This is a genomic window from Frateuria sp. YIM B11624, from assembly GCF_049727805.1.
Classification (GTDB): Bacteria; Pseudomonadota; Gammaproteobacteria; order Xanthomonadales; family Rhodanobacteraceae; genus Frateuria_A.
Window position 1 is genome coordinate 91964 of record NZ_JBCNYA010000011.1, and the last position, 19784, is coordinate 111747.

A 19784-nucleotide genomic window follows, 5' to 3' on the forward strand; every position below is an offset into this window, starting at 1 on the left:
GATCCATTTCGTCGGGGAAGCGTCCGCACGCGACACCCTCGTAGGGTGGGCTTCAGCCCACCATACGCGATGCGGCGGGGCGCGGTGGGCTGAAGCCCACCCTACGTCGCCCCGTTTGGGCCTACAGCAGCGAAAGCTGCTGCGGCTCGTCCACCGATGGCGCACTCGCGAGCCGGTCGGCCAGTCCACCGGCACGCTGCACCGGCCTCGCCAGCGCCGCGTCCAGCGAGGCCTCGGACGACCACAGCAACGCCGTCCGCCGCGCACGCGACAGGCCGGTGTAGAGCAGTTGGCGCGACAGGATGCGGCTGTCCGGGTCCGGCGGCAGCAGCACGGCGACCTCGTCGTACTCGGAGCCCTGGCTCTTGTGGATGGTGATCGCGAACGCGCCCTCGTGCGCCGGCAGCGTGCCTGGGGCGAAGCTGCGTGCCGCCGGCTCGCCGTCGGCGGTGGTGGTCTCGAACCACACCCGCAGCGCGCCGTCCGCATCGGCCAGGCAAAGGCCGACGTCGCCGTTGTACAGGCGCGTGGCGTAGTCGTTGCGCGTGACCAGCACGGCGCGGCCCGGGTACCAGACGCGGTCCGCGGGCACGTCCCAGGCCTGCTTGAGATGCTGCTCGATCCACGTATTGAGCACGAGCGCGCCGAAGGAGTCCTCGCGCAGCGCGCACAACAACTGGCGCCGGGCCAGCGCGTGCAGCGCCTGCACGGCGAGCGTGCTGCGTTCGGAGCCGGCCTCTTCCGGCCCCGCGTGGTGCGCGGGAAGGCCGGGACGTATCGGCATGCGGGCCAGTTCCTCGACCCAGTGGCCCAGCTCCCGGCGCAGCCGCGCCACGTCGTCGACCGCTGCCCAGCGCGCGCGGTCGCCGGCGTGCGCCACGGCCTCGCGGAAGGCGGGCGCGTTGCCGGCGCGCACCGCGCGGTTGACCGGCACGAGTTGCTGCCCGGCGCGGAAGCTGTGCTCCAGCCGCACGATGTCCGGCGCCCGTTCGGCCTCCATCACGGCCACCACGTCCATCAGCACGGAACCCGCGGCCACCGAGGTGAGCTGGTCGGCATCGCCAACCAGCACCAGGGTCGCGTCCGGACGTACGGCTTGGAGCAGCGCGCGCAGCAGCGCCAAGTCGATCATCGAGGCCTCGTCGACCACCACGATGTCGGCAGCGAGCGGATGCGTGGCGTCGCGGGCGAAGCGGTTGCGGCGCGGATCGTAGGCGAGCATGCGGTGCAGGGTGAGCGCCTCGCCGTCCGGGATGCATTCCAGATATGGCCGCCACGTGTCGGGCAGCGACGCCTGCAGCGCCTGCTTGCCCTGCCGCAGCGACTGCACCAGCCGCTGCGCCGCCTTGCCGGTGGGCGCGCCGACCTGGATGGTCGGCACCTTGCCGGGATCGAGCTGCTGCAGCCGCAGCAGCATGCGCAGCACGGTGGTGGTCTTGCCGGTGCCAGGCCCGCCGGTGAGCACGAACAGCCGTCGCCCGCCGACCTGCGCCACCGCCTGGCGTTGGCGCGCGACCGCTTCGCCACGGACGCCGCCGAACAGTTCGTCCAGCACCGCCTCGTCCGCGGCGATGCCGTTGCCCGCTTCGCGGCGCATGCGCAGCTGCTGCGCCACCGCGACCTCGTCGGCGTGGTTGCGCCACAGGTAGAACCGGCCCGGCGCATCGAGCACGAACGGTGCGGGCGTGCTGCCGTCGCTGACCAGCGGATCGGCAGCCATCATCGCCAGTTCGTCGGGCGACAGCACCGGCGCACCGTGACGGCCGGCCTGCGGGCCGTCCAGCGGCAGCGCGGTGTCGCCCTCGCCGTCGGCGAAGCTGGCCCACGCCGCCAGCCGCGCCACCAGCGGCGAGCCGCCATGCGCCAGCGCCCAGCGCAACAGCGCGCGATCGAGCGGCCGCCAGGGCGCGTCGGCCAGTTCGGCGGGAGCACGCTGGAAACGGTAGGCGTTCATGCGACGAGCTCCAGTTCGCGTCCCGCCAGCACGTTGTCCACCGCCTCGATCAGCGCATCGTCGAAGCGATGCCGCCACACGCCCGCCTCCGGTGCCAGGCCCACCGCGCGCACGAACAGGTAGATCGCCTCGCCCAAATGCCGTTCGCGGGCATAGCCGGGCAGGCGCTGGCGCAGCATGCGGTCGAGCGCCACCGTGTAGAGCAGCGCCTGGAAGCGGTAGTGGTGCGCGTCCATGGCCGCGGCAAGCGCCGTCGGCTGGTAGTCCTCGACGTGCTCGCCCAGGTAGTTGCTCTTGTAGTCGAGCACGCGGTAGCGGCCGTCGTGTTCGAAGATCAGGTCGATCTTGCCGGTCATGCGCCCGCGCAGGTGGCCACTGCTGGCGAAGGGCACCAGCGCCGGCTCGCCCAGCGCCGCGCACGCTTCGCGCAGCGCGGCCATCGAGGCGTCGTCCAGCGCGTAGTGGAATTCCATTTCGGCCAGTTGCCGCTCCGCCGGCAGTTCGCCGAGCCGCAGGCCCGGCAACAGCGCTGCGTCGAGGTTGCCCTGCAGCCGGTGCGCCAGCCGCGCGATGAAGGCCTCGCGCCCGGCATCCTCCAGCCGTACGCCGAAATCGCGCAGGCAGCGGTCGATCAGGCCCTTCTGCCGTTCCATCGGCTGGCCGATGGCGCGCAGCTCGAACATCGCATGCATCGCGTTGCCGATGTCCGCGCCACGCACGCCGGCCAGTGCGAGCAGTTCCGGGTGCGGCGCCGAACGCGGCGCAGGCGCCGCGAGCGCGTCGTCGGCCGCTGCGGGCACGGCCTCGTCGCTGGCGGCCTGGTCCTCCAGCGCGCCGGCGTGTGCGCCGCGGGTGAGGTTGGAGAAGCTGTAGACCTGGGCCATCGGCCGCACCATGGGCAACGGCCGCGCCTGGCGGGGAGGCGCATCGTCCCGGGCCTGCGCCAGCGGTTCGGCCCGCCAGGGCCAGCCGGCGGTCGACCAGGCCAGCCGCGGTGCGATCGCAGACAGGTCATCGCCGGCCTCCAGCCGTTGCAGCAGGCGCTCGATCGAGGCGTCCAGCGGTGCGCGCTCCGGATCCTTTCGCGCCGCGCTTGGCGTGCCGTCCTTGTGCCGTTTGCCGTCGGCAGGACGATCGGGCGGCAGCGCGTAGACGTGGCAGGCGTGGATCGCGCGGGTCAGCGCCACGTACAGCACGCGGAAGCGCTCGTCCTGGCCCTCCGCGTCGTACTGCGCCTTCGCTGCCTTGCCGAAGCCGACCACGCGCCGGTCGCACAGCGGCTCGTGGATGACGACGTCGGTGTCCTTGTCGTTGCGGCAGTGGTTCCACATCAGCGGCAGGAACACCACCGGGAACTCCAGGCCCTTGCTGGCGTGCAGGGTCATCAGGCGCACCCGGCGCGCGTCGGATTCGATGCGCAGCTGGCGTTCCTCGGCCGCGTCGCCGCCGGCATCCTCGCCGTCGCGCTGGCGCGCCAGCCAGTCGAGCAATTGCGCCGCGCCGGGCGTCGCCTCGGCCTGCGCCTGCAGCAGTTCGCCCAGGTGACGCAGGTCGGTGAGCGCACGCTCGCCGTCGTCGCCCGCCAGCAGCCGAGGTGCGGCACGCTCGATCAGCGCGCGCACCACGGCGAGCACGCCCTCGCGCTGCCAGCGCGCACGCCAGGCCGCGAACTTCTGCTCGTAGGCCAGCCACGCGTCGGGCTGTTCGCGCAGCGCCTTGAGCGCGGCGTAGTCCAGGCCGTACAGCCGGGTGGAGAGCGCTGCGCGCACCGCGCCCTCGTCGCCGGCGTGCTCGACGGCGTACAGCAGCACGTGCAGCTCGCGCGCCGCCGGCACGTCGAACACGCTGCTGCGGCCGGCGCCGACGCAGGGCACGCGGTAGCGCTGCAGCAGCGCGCGCAGCGCGGTGACGTCGGCGTTGCCCGGCAGCAGCACGGCGATGTCGCCCGGCGCCAGCGGCGCTTCGCCGATACGGTGGCGACCGTCGCCCAGCATGCCGGCGATCTGCGCGGCGCAGGCTTCCAGCGCGGCGCGGCGGCGGGCCGGCGCGCTCTCGGGTACGTCGGGGTTGAAGTGCAGTTGCAGCGGCTGCGCCAGCGGCATGCCGTCGACGGTCAGCGGCGCCTGGTCGCGGCGGCCGGCGGCGCGCACCTGTTCGTAGCGGATCGGCGTATCGGGCAAGCGGCCCAACGCCTCGCCGACCAGCGCGTAGAACTGGTTGGTCGCCTCGACCAGGCCGCTGGCGGAGCGCTGGTTCACCCTCAGTCGCAATTCTTCGTCGGCGGCTTCTGCAGCGGCGAGGTAGGCCTGGATGTCGCCGCCACGGAAGCGGTAGATCGCCTGCTTGGGATCGCCGATCATCACCAGCCGGCCGCGCGCGGCGCCGTCGCGGTCGCGGTCGCGGTAGATGGCGTCGAGGATGGCGTACTGCTGCGCGTCGGTGTCCTGGAACTCGTCCACCAGTGCGACCGGCCATTGCGCGAACAGGCGCTCGGCCAGCCGCCGGTCCGGCCGCGCCAGCGCGGCGCCCACGCGCGCAATGAGTTCGTCGAAGGTGAGCTGGCCGCGCGCGGCGAGCCGCTCGACACGCCAGGCGTCGACCTGGGCCAGCCAACCCTGCCACGCGCGCACATGGTCGGCGTGCAGGGCGTAGCCGAGCACGCGGCAGGCGTCGGTCACGAAGCGCAGCAATCCGGCGTCGTCGGGATGGCCCGGCACGTGCGGCTGCAGCTGGTCGTCCCACGGCGCCGCCGCGAGGTTCTTGAGCGTGGAGTCCTTCAACTCCTGGCTGCGGTCGCGCAGCCAGCCGGCGAAGGCGCGCAGCGCGTTCTTCAGCGCCGACTTGCGCGGCTGGAACACGTCGGCGCGGTCGGCGAAGGCCTCCAGCGCATCCGCGCGTTCGACCGGCAGCAGGCGGGCCAGCTCGTGCTCGTCCGGCGTCCACAGCGCCACGCCCGGCTGCAGGTAGGCGCGAAGCAACCGGCGCAGTTCGGCCAGCGAGGACGGTGCGGCCGGCGGCGGTGGTGCATCGCCCTGCTGCAGCTGGCGCCAAAGATCCTCGGCCCATTCGTCCAGCAGGGCCTCGGACGAGACCAGCTCGCCCGCCTGCAGGCTGGCGCCGCTCTCGAACGGGAAATCGTCGAGGATGCGCTTGCACAGGCCGTGCAGCGTGGTGACCGGCGCGCGGTCGAGGTCGGCCAGGGCCAGACGCAGGCGCAGGCGGTCGCGCCCGGCCTGCGCGGGATCGGCGCGCCAGCGCGCGTGCAGCCAGTCGAGGTCGGCCGGTGCGTCGGCCTGCGTATCGACCGGCCAGGCGAGCGCCTGGTCCTCGGCCCACGCCAGCCGCGCACGCAGGCGCTCGCGCAGTTCCTGCGCGGCGGCATCGGTAAAGGTGGTCACCACGACCTGCGCGGGCGAAAGGCCCTGCTCCAGCAGCAGGCGCAGGTACAGCACCGAGATCGTCCAGGTCTTGCCGGTGCCGGCGCTGGCCTCGATCAGCGTGCGGCCGGGGCTGGCCAGGTCCAGCTCGGTCCAGTCGCGGACGACGGTGGCGCTCATGCGGCCACCGCCACGTCGAGGTGGATCAGATGCAGGAGCCGGGTGGCGAAGGCCTGCAGTTCGGCAAACGCAGGTTGGTCCGGCGAGAAGTCGGCGTCGCTGGCGAGCAGCCACGCATAGCCGGGTGCGTAGTCGCGCTCGCCCGGATGGCCGAAGCTGCCGGCCCAGGTCTGCTGCGCCTTCTCCGCACGATCGTCCAGCGCGGCCCAGCTGGTCTTGGGAAAGTACGGCAGCGGGTAGCGCTGCGCCTGGCGCCACAGGTCGAACAACGCGGCAACGCGCGCAGCGAGATCTTCGTACATGGCCCGCGACTGCCCGGCATCGGCCGCGCGATAGGCATCGTCCCAGCCGTTGAACATCGCCTCCCACGCGTGCTCGGCGCCCTCGGTGAGCAGGCAGGCGCGCACGGGTGTCGATGGTTCGGCGGACAGGCGCAGCAGCGCCCATTCGAGGAAGAACGGCACCCGCTCGCGGAAGCCGAGCTTGTCCTCGGCCTTGCCGGGATACACCTCGAACTGCCAGCGCGCGTCGCCCGTGCTCCACACGCGCTCGAGCGTCCCTTCGACCGCCAGGCCTGCCACCGTCTGGAGCAACGGCACCGCCGTGCGATACGGCAGCGCACCGGCGAACAGCGGGTGGTCGGCGGCCAGTGCGAGCAGGGTCTGTACCTTGGCGCGTTCGGCCGTCCAGGCGTCCATGCCGATGCGCCCCGGCGGCAGCACGCCGCCCAGGCGCAGCCATGCGGGCGCCTGCTCGGGCAGTTCGAAGCGTCCGTCGCCGACCGCCTCGAAGAACAGCCGCTGCGGCACGCGCTCCAGCGCCGACACGCTGGCCTGCAGCGCTTCGCGGCCCTGCAGGCGGTCGTCCTCCAGCGCATCCAGGCGCACGTGCAACTGCCCCGCCAGAAGCTGGCGCGAAGGATCGCGGAACCAGGCTCGCACCTCGCGCAGCGGGATCGGCCCAGCGTCGGGCGCCGCTTCCTGCGGCGTCGGCCCGTTGAGGAATGGCCGTGGTGCCTCGCCTCCCGCGCGCATCGCGGCAAAGCCCGTGTCGTAGCAGCACAGTCGCGGGTCGCTGCCGTCGAAGTACCGCGCGTCGAACGGCTGCAGCGGATGGCGCACGCGCCAAGGCCGGCGGAACGTGCGCGCCGTGCCCGGCGGCAGCGGCTGCTCGTCGACGTCCGCCGCCTCCGCGCGCAGGCCGGCCTGTTCGTCGAGGAACTGCATCAGCTCGGCCAGCGGCGCGGCGCTGTTGCGTGGCTTGCCGTCGCGCACGCCCTCGGCGAGGTAGGACAAGTGCAACACCTCGCGCGCGGCCATCACCGTTTCCAGGAACAGGTAGCGGTCGTCGCTGCGCACGTCGCGGTCGCCCAGGCGGCGGTGGCGCGCCATCAGGTCAAGGCCCGCATCGCTGGCATTGCGCGGGAACTCGCCGTCGTTCAAGCCCAACACGGCGACCACCCGGAACGGGATCGCGCGCTGCGGAACCATGCCGCAGAAGGTGACGCCGCCGAGCAGGAAGCGCTGGCGCTCCGGCGTCGCGGCCAGGCGTTCGCGCAGCACGTCGCGCACCACCGCGAAGTCGAGCAGCGGATCCAGTCCGCAGTCGGCGGTTTCCGCCGCGGTGGCCTGGATGAAGCGGCGCAGCAGCGACAGCGCCTCGACGGCCTGGCCGTCGCGCGGGTCGATGCGGAACAGCGCGTCGAGCAGCTGTTCCAGCCGCGTGGCCCAGGCCGACGCGGTGCGCGGTTGCGCGGCATCGCGCTGCAGGGCGGCCAGTTCCAGCAGCAGGCGGTCGAGCGCGCCGAGCACCTGCGCCTGCGGGCCGTGCACGCCTTCGACCGGCCACAGCTCGCCGTCCGGCAGCGACCAGGCTTCGCCCTGCCCCGCGGCATCGTCGCCCATGGCGTAACCGGCGAGCAGCCGGTCCATGCCCCAGGCGAAGGTGGTTTCCTCAATCGGCGGCACGCCGAAACGCGCGCGGTGTTCGCCGTCGAGCGCCCAGGCGACGCGGCTCTGGCGCAGCCAGCGGGTGAGCGTTTCGCGGTCGTCCTCGTCCAGCGCCAACGCGCGGGCGATCTCGGGAACCTCGAGCAGGTCGAGCAGTTCGGGCGCGCCCAGGCGGGCGTCGGGCGTGTCCAGCAACCGGCTGAAGGCTTCCAGCAGCGGATGCGTGCGCGCCACCGCCACGTCGGCCAGGTGGTAGGGCAGCGGACCCTGCGCGCGGCCGGGCTCGCCGAACACCACCGGCAGCAGCGGTACGTAGGCCTGGATGTCCGGCGCCATCACGACGATGTCGGAGGGTTTCAGTTCCGGGCGCTCGGCGAGTTCGTGCAGCAGCACGTCGCGCAGCGCTTCCAGCTCGCGCAGGCGCGTGTGGCACAAGTGCACGCGCAGGGAGCGGTCGGCCATGGCCGCGTCGTAGCCGGCGGCGAGCGGTGCGACGCGCGCCGGCTCGAGTTGGCGCAGGCTTTCCTGCAGGCGCTGCAGCACGCCGCCGCCTTCGTCCGGCCGCTCGTCCTGCCAGTGGCGCACGTCCATGCGGACGCCGTCATCGACGTCCTGCAGGTTCAGCATGAAGTGCTGGCCCATGCGGCCCCAGTCCGCCAGCAACGGGTGACCGAGTTGCTGGAAGAATTGCTCGGAGTCCTCGGTGAAGTCGGTGCGCCTCGCCAGTTCGCGCAACTGCGCGCGCTCGCCGCGCAGGCCGGCCCAGTATTCGCGGCAAGGATCGGGCACGTAGAGCACGACCGGGCGTATGCGGGCCACCGCGCGCAGCAGGGCCAGCTCCGCCGGCGCCAGATGGCTCACGCCGAAGAGGTGCAGCGGTTCGAAGGTGGCCTGCGTTGCCGGGTGTTTCGCCAGCTCGCGCACCAGCGCGTCGACGCGCTCGCCGCGGTGCGGCGTGCCGATCGCCGCATGCAGTTCGCGCCACAGCGGCGCCATGAAGGTGGGCTCGGGCACGTCGTCGCGGCCGCGCTCCCACGCCTGCAGCCAGTCGGGCCGGTAGGTCAGGTACTGCGTGTACAGCCGCGCCAGCCGGTCGGCCAGCTGGTAGCGGCGGCGCGCGGCATCGCCGCTGGCGAGGTAGGCGCGCACCTGGGGATCGTCGATGCCGGGCAGCAGCTCGTGGATGCGCCAGCGCAGGCGGTCACGCCGATAGGGCGTCAACGCCACCGCGGTACTGCCGAGCACGGCAAGCGCCAGCTCGTCCAGCCAACTGCTCGGCAGGGTGATGCGCAGGTTGGCGACGACGCCGCCCGGGCCGCGCCTGCGCGCCAGTGCCCCGGCCAGCCAGTGGCGCATGCCCGGGTGCGCGGCGATCACCGTCTGCGGCGCCAGCACGTTGGCCGGTCGCGCCGCGTCGAGCAGCGCTACCAGCGGCTCCAGCAGCGCCTCCAGGCGGCTGGCGCGGATCACCGTCAGGCCGCTTGAGAGGTCGTCGATCGGAGCGTTCGGCATGGGGGCGATGATACCGGCCTGGCGTCGCAGCCAGTGCGACGGCGCAGCCCTCGCGATGGCGCTCAGGGCTGCGCGTCGAAGCGGATCTCGTAGATGTCCGAGCGGCCTCGCGACAGCTCGGGCCGCTTGCCGGAGAAGAGCAGCACGCCCGGCCGGCGCGGGTCGGTCGCCGGGCCCATCGCCCAGCCGCCGGCGGCGTTGATGCGTGCGTCCAGGCGCCGCAGCTGGTGGTAGCCGCCGTCGGCGCCGCGCACGGCGAACCACAGCTCGGCCGGATCGTTGTCCACGTCGGGGGCACGCGTGTAGATGAGCACGCGGCCGCCGTCCACGAAGGTGGCGTCGAACTCGTCCTGGGCGGTATTCACCTCGCCCGGCAGCGGCACGGCGGCCCGCCAGGCGCCCTCGTGGCGCGCGGCGAGAAAAAGATCGTGGCGCCCCGCGCCGCCGCGGCCATTGGTCGAAAACAGCAGATGGTTACCGTCCGCGGATGGTTACCGTCCGCGGAAGGCGACGGCGCCCATTCGTCGCCGGCCGAGTTGATCGCCGGACCGGCGTTGCGCGGCGTGCCGAAGCGTCCGCTCGCCGGGTCGAACGGCGCCGACCAGATGTCGTCCCCGCCCAGCCCGCCGGGGCGGTTGGAGAAGAACCACACGGCGCGCCCGTCCGCGCTGAAGGCCGGATCGAATTCGTTGGCCGGCGTGTCGAACGACACCGGCATCGGCGCGCTCCAGCGGCCTTGTTCGCGGCGGACCATCCAGATGTCCCAGCCACCCGGGCCACCGGGACGGTCGACGCTGCCCCACAATTCGGTGTCGCCGTCGGGAGACACCGCCAGGCGCACTTCGGAATACCGGGTCGAGACCCGGTCGGGCAGGTGCAGCGTGGCCTCGCCGCTCAACGCCAGCCCGGGCGTGGCCGGTGCCGCTCGGAACGCCAGCACCTGGTCGGTGTAGGTCTCCACCAGGGCGCTGAACGGATGGCCGGACGCGTCATAGAGCAACGCCCGGTGTTGCAGCACTTGATGCGGTATCGCCAGCGTGCCCGCGGCGTCGGTCGGCGCTGGCGCAGCACGCATCTCCCAGCCGGCGGGCAGCGGCGACCACAACAGCGTGGCCGCCAGCGTCTTGCGGCGGAAGTGCAGCGACCGCACCACTTTGCCGAATGGCGTATCGCTGCTGTCGAGCTCGCGGTTCATCGCCGCGGTGAGGCGACCTGGCAGGTACCAGTTGTCCGCCTCGGACAACACGTGGTCGCCGCAGGCCAGTTGCACGCGGCGGTAGCGCACCGGCTCGTGTGCACCGATGGCCAATTGCGCGCGCAGGTCCGGCGGCAGCGGCTTGTCTTCGCCATGCACGCGACGCGCGAACACCGTGGCCGGCGAAGCCATGCGGTGCGCGCTGCACCAGCGCTCCAGCGTCAGAGTGGCGCTGTCGTGGCTGAGCAGGTCGGCATTGAGCGTCTGCAGCAGCGCCAGCGCCTCGGTGCGGGCCAGTGGCGTGTCCGGCCAGTCCACGGCAACGGCAGCGGCCGGGACCAGCAGGCCCAGCAGCAGCGTGGCCAGGCGTCGGACGCCTGGCCTGCGGAGGGCGCTTCGCCTTGGGGCGCAGTCGCGGTGCATGTGTCTTCCCGTGCAGTGACCGGACTGCGAGTGTAGCGGGGCTACACCTCCAGCCGATCCTGCGGCCGCGCCACCACGGCGTACAGCGCCGGCATCAGGAACACGCTGATCAGCAACCGGGTGAACAGGCCGCTGACGATCACCAGCGCGAACGGCCGCTGCGTGTCGGTGCCCACGCCGGTGGCCAGCGCCGCCGGCAGCAGGCCGAGCGCGGCGACCAGCGCGGTCATCATGATCGGGCGCAGGCGCAGGATCGCCGCCTCGCGGATCGCCTCGTCCAGCGGCGTGCCGTTGCGGCGCAGTTCGTTGACATAGGAGATGTACACCACCGCCGTCTGCACCGAGACGCCGAACAGCGCCAGGAAACCGATCCCCGAGGACACCGAGAACGGCGTGCCGGTAAGCCACAGCGCCACCAGACCGCCGACCGGCGCCGACAGCACCACGCCGAGCACGGTGATGAACGGGAACTTGAAGTTGCTGTACAGCGTGAACAGCAGCAGGAAGATCAGCGCCAGCGTCAGCGGCACGATCACGTTGAGCTGCGCGCGCGAGGCGGTGTACTCGGAGTACTCGCCGCCCCAGTCGGCGCGGTAGCCCTGCGGCAGCTTGACCTGCTTGCCGACCTGCGCCATCGCGTCTTCCACCGCGCCGGCCAGGTCGCGGCCTTCCACCGAGAACTGCACGCCGATGTAGCGCGAGTTGTTCTCGCGGTAGATGAAGGAAGCGCCGTCGGTGACGTGGATGTCCGCCAGCGTCCTGAGCGGGATCTGCTGGCCGCCGGGCGTGGCGACCAGGATGTCCCCGATCGCCTGCGGATCGTCGCGGTAGGCCTTGTCCAGCCGCACCACCAGGTCGAACTGCTTCTCGCCCTGGATTACCTGCGTGGCCACGTCGCCGCCGATGGCGGTGGTGATCAGCCCGTTGAGGTCGTCCACGTTGAGGCCGTAGCGGGCGATCGCGGCGCGGTCGATGACGATGCTGAGGGACGGCTGCCCGAGCTCCTGCACCAGCGACACGTCGTGGATGCCGCGCACGTGCTCGAGCACGTGCTTGATCGCCTTGCCCTTCTTCTGCAGCGTGTCCAGGTCCGACCCGAACACCTTCACCGCCAGCGCGCTCTTCAGGCCCGTCTCGGCCTCGTCCACCGCGTCCTCGGCCGGCTGCGTGTAGTTGAAGATGATGCCGGGGAAGGCCTGGAGCTTCCTGTTGATCGCGGCGATCAGCTCGGGCTTGGTGCGGTAGGCGCCGCGCCACTCGGAGTACGGCTTGAGCGCGACGTAGAACTCGACGTTGAAGAAGCCGGTGGCGTCGGTGCCGTCATCCGGGCGACCCAGCTCCGAGGCGACCGTGGTGACCTCCGGGAACGAGTGCAGGATCTCCCGGATCTGCGGGGTGATTTTCGCCGACTCGTCGAACGAGATGGTGTAGGGCATGGTCGCGCGCACCCACAGCGCGCCCTCGTCCAGGTGCGGCATGAACTCGGCGCCGATGCCGGGGATCAGCAGCAGCGAGGCGCCCAGCAGCAGGGCCGAGGCGACGATGGTGCCGCGCGCGTGCGCCAGGCAGACGTCGAGTCCCCTGGCATAGGCCGACTTGATCGCCTCGAAGATCGCGTTGCGCCGCTCGCGCACGCCCTTGCGCATGAACCAGGAGCACAGCACCGGCAGCAGCGTCAGCGTGACGATCAGCGAGCCGACCAGCGCGAACACCATGGTGTCGGCCATCGGCTTGAACAGCGTGCCGGACGGGCCGGACAGCACGTAGATCGGCAGGAAGCTCACCACGATCACCGCCACCGCGTAGAACAGTGGCCGGTCCACCTCGGCGGCCGCGTCGCGGATGATCTCGACGACGTCGAACTTCTCGCCCTGCCGGTCGGCGAGCTGCCGGTAGATGTTCTCCACCATCACCACCGCCGCGTCGACCAGGATGCCGAAGTCGACCGCGCCGATCGACAGCAGGTTGGCCGAGGCGCCCTGCAGGTCCAGGCAGGTGAAGGCGAACAGCAGCGCGAGCGGGATGGTGGCCGCCACGATCAGGCCGGCGCGCACGTCGTAGAGGAAGAAGATCAGCACCACGACCACCAGCAGCATGCCGCGCACCAGGTTCTCGCGGACGATACGCGTGGTCAGCGCGACCAGGTCGCTGCGGTCGTAGAACGGGTGGATCCTGATGTCGCTCGGCAGGACGTGTTCGTTGAGCTCCTTCGTCTTCGCCTCGACGCGCCTGAGCACGTCCTGGGTCTTCTCGCCGGTGCGCAGCGAGATCACGCCTTCCACCGCATCGTCCTGGTTCTCATAGCCGAACTCGCCCAGCCGCGGCGCGATGCCGATGGCGACGCGGCCGACGTCCCTGACCAGCACCGGCTTGCCGTCGTGCACGGCCAGCACCACGTTGCCGATGTCCTCCAGCGAGCGCAGGCGGCCTTCGCCGCGCACGTAGTAGAACTGCCCGCCCTGCGAGTAGAAGCCGCCGCCGGCATTGGCGTTGTTCGCCGCGAGCGCGGCCTGCACCTGCGTCGCGGTGAGTCCGGTGCCGGCGAGCTTCACCGGATCGAGCAGCACCTGGTACTGCATCGTGCCGCCGCCGAAGCCGGAGTCGTCCGCCACGCCGGGCACGGCGCGGTACTGCGGTTCGATCACCCAGTCCTCGAAGGTTTTCAGTTCCGCCGGCGTGCGGTCGGAGCTCTCGAGCACGTAGCGGTAGATCAGCCCCGAGGGCGAGGACATCGGCGAGACCGACGGCACGGTGCCGTCGGGCAGTTCCAGGTCGCCGATGCGGTTGAACACTTCCTGGCGGTCGAGCTGGTAGTCGCTGCCGCCGGCGAAGTTGAGCGTCACGTCCGACAGGCCGTACAGCGACACCGAGCGCGTGCTGGTGGTCCTGGGGATGCCGGTCATGCCGCGCTCGACCGGCACCGTGATCAGCCGCTCGACTTCCTCGGCGGTGTGGCCGGGCCACTGCGTGACGATGTCCACGCTGGGCGGCGACAGGTCCGGATAGGCGTCCACCGGCAGGCGCTGCAGCGCGCGGATGCCGGCGCCGACCAGCACCAGCGTCAGCAGCGCAACCAGCAGGCGCTGGCCCAGCGAGGCACCGACCAGGCGGTTCATCAGCGACGCCGAGCGTGGCGGCATCGGAGGCAGGTGATCGCTCATTGGCTTTGCATGAACTGGACGAACAGGCCGCCCTGCGCCACCACCTGTTCACCGGCCTTGAGGCCCGCGGACACCTGGTAGCGGTCGCCGGCGCGGTAGCCCAGCGTCACGCGGCGCCGCGCGAAGCTGCCGTCGCGCTGCGCGACGTAGACGAACGGCAGGTTCTCATCGTCGCGCAGGACCGCCGACACCGGCACCAGCAGGCCGCGCTCGGCCTGGCGCGACCGGATGCGCACGCGCACGTACATCTGCTTCTTGAGCAGCCCCTTCGCGTTGTCCACGCGCACGCGCACCGGCACCGCGCGCGTGTCCGGGTCGACCACCGCGCCGATGTTGTCCACCGTGCCCTGCAGCGCGCCGGCGCTGCCGGCCTCGATATCGGCCGGATCGCCGAGGCGTACTGCGGCCAGTTCGGCGGGCGACACCTGCGCCATCACCCACATGCGCGAGAGGTCGGCGACGGTGAAGCAGGCGGTGCTGCCGGCCTGCAGCAACTGGCCGGGCGTGATCAGCTTCTCCGCCACGGTGCCGGCGACCGGCGCGCGGATTACCGCCTCGACGTGTGCCAGCGGCTTGCCGGACTGGAGCGCCTTGATCGTCTGCGGATCGGCGTCGAGCGCGAGCAGCGCCTGCCGTGCGGCGTCGCGATCGGCATCGGCGCTCGCAGCGTCGGTCAGGGCTTGCTCCAGTTCGCGCCGTGGCAGGCCTTCGTGCGCGCCCAGGTCGCGGTCGGCATCGGCCAGGCGGCGCGTGTTGCGGGCGGCGACCAGCGCCTTGGCGTAGGCGCCGACGGCGGCGGCGTAGTCGGGCGAATTGACCCGCGCCAGCGGCTGTCCCTTGTCGACGTGCTGGCCGGCGCTCACCAGCAGTTGCGTGACCGGGCCGGAGAACGGCGCCAGCACGCTGGTCGCCTGGTCGTTGTCGAAATCGACCACGCCGGTCGCCTCGATCGCCTTGTGGAACGGTGCCGCGGCGATCGCGGCGAGCGTGACGTGCTGGCGTTGCGCGGCGGTCAGCGTGGCGTTGTGCGGCGTGTCGGCAGACGGCGCGGGCTTGTCCGTGGACGAGCCGCAGCCGCCGAGCAGGCCGGCCATGGCCAGCATGGTGGCGGCGATGAGCGCGCGTACCGGACGCCGCGGCAACCTGCGAGCGCGGTCAGTGTTCATGGTCACCCCTGGTTGAAGTCGTATCGGCCGCGGTGACGGGAGCGTCCCCGTCCTGCGCCAGGTCGGCGCGGTGCCACCAGCCACCGCCGAGCGCCTGGAACAGCGCCACCGTGTCGGCGTAGCGGCTGGCCTGTGCCTGCACCAGGCCGATGCGCGCCTGCAGCGCGGCCTGCTCGGCGCCGAGCACGGCGAGGTAGCCGGCATAGCCGTCCTTCCATTGCCGTTGCGAGAGATCCAGCGTGACGCGCGCGGCCTTGTCGGCGGCCGTGGCAGCCTGCAGCGCCTGCGCGTCCTGCTGCAGCGCGGTCAGCGTGTCGGCGACATCCTCGAACGCGGCCAGCACCGTGCTGCGGTATTGCTCGGCCGCCTGCGTGTAGGCGGCCTTGGCGGCGCGCTCCTGATGCTTCAGCGAGCCGCCCTCGAACACCGGCGCGGCCAGCTCGGCGCCCAGCCCCCAGAAGCCGGTGCCCGACTTGAACAACTGGCCGATCGCCAGCGCCGTGCTGCCGGCGTCGGCGCTCAGCGTGAGGTTGGGCAGCCGGTTGGCGATGGCGACGCCGACCTGCGCACTGGCCGCATGCAGGTTGGCCTGCGCCTGCAGCACGTCCGGCCGCTGCGCGACCAGCGTCGAGGGCAGGCTGAGCGGCAGCTCCTGCGGCAGTTGCAGGCCGGCGAGGTCGAACGTCACGGCCGCGCCCTCGCTGGGAAAGCGGCCGGCGAGCACGGCCAGCCGGTGCTGCTGCTGCGCCAGTTGCGTGCGCAGCGCCGGCAGCGAGGCGTTTACCTGCGCCAGCTGGGTTTCCTGCGCGGCCACGTCCAGCCGTCCGATGTAACCCTTGGCCAGTTGGTAGCGCATGATCGAGAGCACGTGCGCATTGATGCCGGCCAGTTCCTGCGTGGCCTTGAGCTGCTCGCGCAGCGAGGCGACCTGGATCGCGGTGACCGCCACGTTGGCGCCGAGCGCGATGTCGGTGGCGATCATCTCGTAGCGCGCGGCCTGCGCCTGCGCTTCGAGTGATTCGACCGTGCGCCGGTTCAAGCCGAACACGTCGGGCATGTAGGACACGCTCACCTGCGCCGTGAGCAGGTTGTACAGCGAGGCGTTGGAGCTGGGCACCGGTGCCAGTGCGCCGGGCGGATCCTGCTGGCGGTTGGCCGAGACGCCCACGCCGACGCTGGGGTAGTAGGCGCCGCGGCCGGCCAGCGCGGTTTCCCGCGCCGAGAGCAACGCGGCCTGCGCGGCCTTGAGATCCGGGTTGCTGGCCAGCGCCTGCTTGATCAGCGCATCCAGTGGCTGCGAGTGGAACAGTTGCCACCACTGGGCGGGCATGTCGCCGCCGCGCTCGAAATGCTGCGACTCGCCGCCCTGCACGCCCGCGCTGGCGGCCGTCGTTTCCACCGGCGTGGCGGTGTAGCTGCGGACGGACGGTGCCGCGGGACGCTGGAAGTCCGGGCCCACTGCGCATCCGGCCAGCAGCAGCGAGGCCAGCACGGCAGCGGACGGCTTGATCATGCGGCGGATCTTCGGAGGGATAGAAGTCCGAAACGATATAACGTTGCAGGGTGGTCACGGCATGCCGGAAGTCATGCGTGTGAGCGAAAGTTCTTGCGTGGCGCGGCATGGTGAGGCCGCCAAGGAAGCGAATCTGCCGATGGTGACCCTATAAAGCAGAGTCCGCTTGGATTGGGCGTCGGGCGAGCCCCGGCCCCTCACCCCAACCCTCTCCCCGGAGGGGAGAGGGAGCTAGCTCTGGGCATGCGTGGAGTTTCCGGCCAGGCGGCGCGGCGGCGGCTTTCAGAGGCCCTTGGCCGCCTGCGCCACGGCGCGGAACAGTGCTCGTCCCTTGTTCATCGTCTCCTCCCATTCGGCCGCCGGATCGGAGTCGTAGACGATGCCTGCGCCGGCCTGCACGTGCAGGCGGCCGTCCTGGATCACCGCGGTGCGGATGGCGATGGCAGTGTCGGCGTCGCCCCACCAGCCGATCCAGCCGATCGCGCCGGCGTAGATGTTGCGCTTGTAGGGTTCGAGCTCCTGGATGATTTCCAGCGCACGGATCTTCGGCGCGCCGGAGAGCGTGCCGGCGGGAAAGGTGGCCTTGAGCACGTCCATGTAGGAAAGGTCCGGGCGCGCCCTGCCCTGCACCTGCGAGACGATGTGCATGACGTGCGAGTAGCGCTCGATCACGAACGACTCGCTCACCTCGACCGAGCCCGTTTCGCTGATCCGGCCGATGTCGTTGCGTCCCAGGTCGATCAGCATGACGTGTTCGGCGCGTTCCTTCGGGTCGGCCAGCAGCTCGGCCTCCAGCGCGCGGTCCTCTTCCTCCGTCGCACCGCGCTTGCGCGTGCCGGCCAGCGGACGCACCACCACCTTGCCGTCCTTCAGGCGCGCCAGGATTTCCGGCGAGGAGCCGACGATCTGCGTGGCGCCGAGGTCGACGAAGTACATGTACGGCGAGGGATTGAGCGCGCGCAGCGCGCGGTACACGTCCACCGGCCGCGCGTTGAAGCCCACCGAGAGGCGCTGCGAGGGCACCACCTGGAAGATGTCGCCGGCGCGGATGTACTCCTTGGCCTTCTCCACCATCGCCTCGAACTCGGGCCTGGTGAAGGAGGACGTGAAGTCGCCCTCGTCCAGCGCGACGGACTGGTTGAGCTGCGGATACGACGCGCCGCCCTGGCGCAGGCGGTAGACCAGCGCGTCGAGCCGCCGCTGCGCCTGCGCGTAGGCCTGCGGCTGCGAAGGGTCGGCGTGCACGATCAGGTACAGGCGCCCCTTGAGGTTGTCGAACACTGCGACTTCCTCGGCCAGCATCAGCAGCACGTCGGGCGTGCCCAGCTCGTCGGGACGGTCCCACTGCGCCAGCCGCGGCTCGATGTAGCCGATCGTCTCGAAGCCGAAATAACCGACCAGGCCGCCGGTGAAGGCCGGCAGTTCCGGCAGGCGCGGCACGTCGTACTGCGCGCGCAGCTTTTCGATCTCGCCCAGCGGATCGTCGAGGTGGCGCCTCTCGACCACTTCGCCCGCATCCTCCACCTCCAGTTCGTGCCCGCGCAGGCGGTACACGCGCTTCGCCGGGAGGCCGATGATCGAATGGCGTCCCCAGGTGGCGCCGCCCTCGACCGATTCGAACAGGAAGGTGTACGGGCCGTCGGCAAGCTTCAGGTACACCGACAGCGGCGTGTCGAGGTCGGAGAACACCTCGCGCACCAGCGGGATGCGCGTGTGGCCTTCGGCAGCCAGCGCGTCGAACGATTCTCGGGAGATCACGGGCGCGATTCGCGATGGGAACGGCCCATCAAGATAGCAGTCCATCGCCGCCGTTGGCATCGAGGCAGGCGAGGCTTGCGGCGCGAAAAGCCGTCCGCTTAATCTTGCGGACAGGGAAGGGGGAACAGCGTGGATCGTTGCGACATGAAGCTCTCCGGCTTACGGGCCGGGGCGATGGACGGCGGCGCCTCGTCGCGCGCCGCTCCGACGTCTTCATCCATGAACGGGCGCGTGCAACACCGCCCGCTCTCCGGCGCGCGCGGCGCCGCCGGAACCGGCTGAAACCACCGACCTGCACCGCCCGCGACACACGCAGGCGCGGGCGGCTGCGCGCCAACGAACGGGAAGTTCAAGCAACCACACCACGAGGGGAATCCGATGGAAGAAGGTATCTGGGTAGGCCAGGACGGCAAGCAACAAGGCCCCTATGGCGAGGCCGAGGTGCGCCGCTGGGTGGCGGAAGGCAGGTTCGGCCGCGACGCCGTCGCCTGGCGCAAGGGCATGCCCGACTGGGTGCCGCTGGCGACGCTGCTTGGCGAGCGCAAAGCGGCCCCGCCGCCGGCGCCGCCGCCCATGGCCTCCCACCCCGCATCCTTCAGCGGCACTGCGCCGCAGTCGGACGACTGGGCGGCCGCCATGGATGCGCGCCGCCGCGACCAGCAACAGGCCTATGTGGACCGCAGATCGTTGCCGACACCGCCGTCGCTGCACTGGGGCCTGGTGGTGCTGTTCACCATCCTCACGCTGGGCATCTTCGGCATCGTGTGGCCGTTCATCCAGGCCAACTGGGTGCGCCGCATCGACGGGGAAAGCAACGCCAAGCTGATGCTCGGCCTTTCCATCACCTGCTATTTCCTCGGCTACTTCCTGGTCCTGGCGGGCACGCCCTCGCCGCAGGGCGACGGTGCGCATCCAGGCATGGTGGGCTTCGGCAGCCTGCTGATGCTCGCCTACTTCGTGCTCTACGTGGCGGCCTACTTCTCGATGGCCGGCTCGATCAAGCGGGAGATGGAAGGCTACCGGGTGCCGGTGGAGATCGGCGGCGTGACGCTGTTCTTCTTCAACACCCTGTACCTGCAGGGCCAGTTGTCCTGGCTGGCGCGCTGGCAGCGCACCGGGCAGACCGCGCCGAAGGCCTCCAAGGGCGTGTTCTGGCTGCTCCTGGGCATCCCCTTCACGATCGGGATCCTGGCGGCCGTAGCGGTTCCGTCCTACCAGGACTACGCGCTGCGTGCGCAGGTCGCCAGCGTGCTGTCGCAGGCCGAACCGCTCAAGGCGCAGATCGTCGAGGCCGTGGGGCGCAACCGCGCATGGCCGCAGAGCAACGCGCAGGCGGGGCTTCGGGACGCCGACGAATACGCCAGCGGCAACTTGGCCGGCTTCACCGTGCTGGCCGCCGACGAAGGCACGGTGTTGGTGGCCACCTTCGGCGAGCGAGCGCCCGTGCCCCTGCGCAATGGGCGACTGGCGCTGATTGCCCATGGGCAGGATGGCGCGATCGTATGGACCTGCGAGAGCCCGGACATCGACAGCCGCTATCTGCCCTTGCAATGCCGTTCCTGATCCTGGGGTTTCCGGCGGGCGCCGCACGCGGCT

10 protein-coding genes are annotated in these 19784 nt (G+C 71.3%); 1 reads left to right on the top strand and 9 read right to left on the bottom strand.

Annotation, left to right across the window (positions count from 1 at the left end; all coding sequences use genetic code 11):
* Positions 1-121: 121 nt before the first annotated feature.
* From recD to trpE, 9 genes are all read right to left on the bottom strand, one after another.
* On the bottom strand, positions 122-1954 hold the full coding sequence (gene recD / locus AAIL17_RS07635; RefSeq protein ID WP_424682228.1) for an exodeoxyribonuclease V subunit alpha: 1833 nt from the start codon (positions 1952-1954) through the stop codon (positions 122-124).
* Entirely contained in the window at positions 1951-5511 is a 3561-nt protein-coding gene (locus AAIL17_RS07640; RefSeq protein ID WP_424682229.1) for a UvrD-helicase domain-containing protein, read from the bottom strand. The genes recD and AAIL17_RS07640 overlap by 4 nt, the downstream gene beginning before the upstream one ends.
* Positions 5508-8972, bottom strand: a complete 3465-nt coding sequence (gene recC / locus AAIL17_RS07645) for an exodeoxyribonuclease V subunit gamma (RefSeq protein ID WP_424682230.1) — start codon at positions 8970-8972, stop codon at positions 5508-5510. The genes AAIL17_RS07640 and recC overlap by 4 nt, the downstream gene beginning before the upstream one ends.
* A 62-nt stretch (positions 8973-9034) precedes the next feature.
* Positions 9035-9337, bottom strand: a complete 303-nt coding sequence (locus AAIL17_RS07650) for a hypothetical protein (RefSeq protein WP_424682231.1) — start codon at positions 9335-9337, stop codon at positions 9035-9037.
* Positions 9334-10590, bottom strand: a complete 1257-nt coding sequence (locus AAIL17_RS07655; protein WP_424682232.1) for a hypothetical protein — start codon at positions 10588-10590, stop codon at positions 9334-9336. Before AAIL17_RS07655 ends, AAIL17_RS07650 begins: the two co-directional genes overlap by 4 nt.
* 41 nt (positions 10591-10631) lie before the next feature.
* Positions 10632-13751 carry an efflux RND transporter permease subunit gene (locus tag AAIL17_RS07660; protein ID WP_424682233.1) on the bottom strand — a complete coding sequence of 1040 codons (3120 nt, stop codon included), beginning with the start codon at positions 13749-13751 and terminating at the stop codon, positions 10632-10634.
* On the bottom strand, positions 13748-14917 hold the full coding sequence (locus tag AAIL17_RS07665) for an efflux RND transporter periplasmic adaptor subunit (protein WP_424682234.1): 1170 nt from the start codon (positions 14915-14917) through the stop codon (positions 13748-13750). The genes AAIL17_RS07660 and AAIL17_RS07665 overlap by 4 nt, the downstream gene beginning before the upstream one ends.
* A complete protein-coding gene (locus tag AAIL17_RS07670) occupies positions 14907-16430 on the bottom strand; it encodes an efflux transporter outer membrane subunit (RefSeq protein WP_424682235.1) in 1524 nt (507 codons plus the stop codon). The genes AAIL17_RS07665 and AAIL17_RS07670 overlap by 11 nt, the downstream gene beginning before the upstream one ends.
* Before the next feature lie 282 nt (positions 16431-16712).
* A complete protein-coding gene (gene trpE / locus AAIL17_RS07675; RefSeq protein WP_424682236.1) occupies positions 16713-18188 on the bottom strand; it encodes an anthranilate synthase component I in 1476 nt (491 codons plus the stop codon).
* Positions 18189-18566: 378 nt separating this feature from the next.
* Here trpE and AAIL17_RS07680 point away from each other — a divergent pair, with 378 nt between their 5' ends.
* Positions 18567-19751, top strand: a complete 1185-nt coding sequence (locus AAIL17_RS07680; RefSeq protein ID WP_424682237.1) for a pilin — start codon at positions 18567-18569, stop codon at positions 19749-19751.
* The last annotated feature ends 33 nt before the right edge of the window (positions 19752-19784 follow it).

Bases quoted from the DNA above. Each gene is read 5' to 3' on its own strand.
- recD (WP_424682228.1), bottom strand. From the start codon at position 1,954: ATGAACGCCTACCGTTTCCAGCGTGCTCCCGCCGAACTGGCCGACGCG.
- AAIL17_RS07640 (WP_424682229.1), bottom strand. From the start codon at position 5,511: ATGAGCGCCACCGTCGTCCGCGACTGGACCGAGCTGGACCTGGCCAGC.
- recC (WP_424682230.1), bottom strand. From the start codon at position 8,972: ATGCCGAACGCTCCGATCGACGACCTCTCAAGCGGCCTGACGGTGATC.
- AAIL17_RS07655 (WP_424682232.1), bottom strand. From the start codon at position 10,590: ATGCACCGCGACTGCGCCCCAAGGCGAAGCGCCCTCCGCAGGCCAGGC.
- AAIL17_RS07660 (WP_424682233.1), bottom strand. From the start codon at position 13,751: ATGAGCGATCACCTGCCTCCGATGCCGCCACGCTCGGCGTCGCTGATG.
- AAIL17_RS07665 (WP_424682234.1), bottom strand. From the start codon at position 14,917: ATGAACACTGACCGCGCTCGCAGGTTGCCGCGGCGTCCGGTACGCGCG.
- AAIL17_RS07670 (WP_424682235.1), bottom strand. From the start codon at position 16,430: ATGATCAAGCCGTCCGCTGCCGTGCTGGCCTCGCTGCTGCTGGCCGGA.
- AAIL17_RS07680 (WP_424682237.1), top strand. From the start codon at position 18,567: ATGGAAGAAGGTATCTGGGTAGGCCAGGACGGCAAGCAACAAGGCCCC.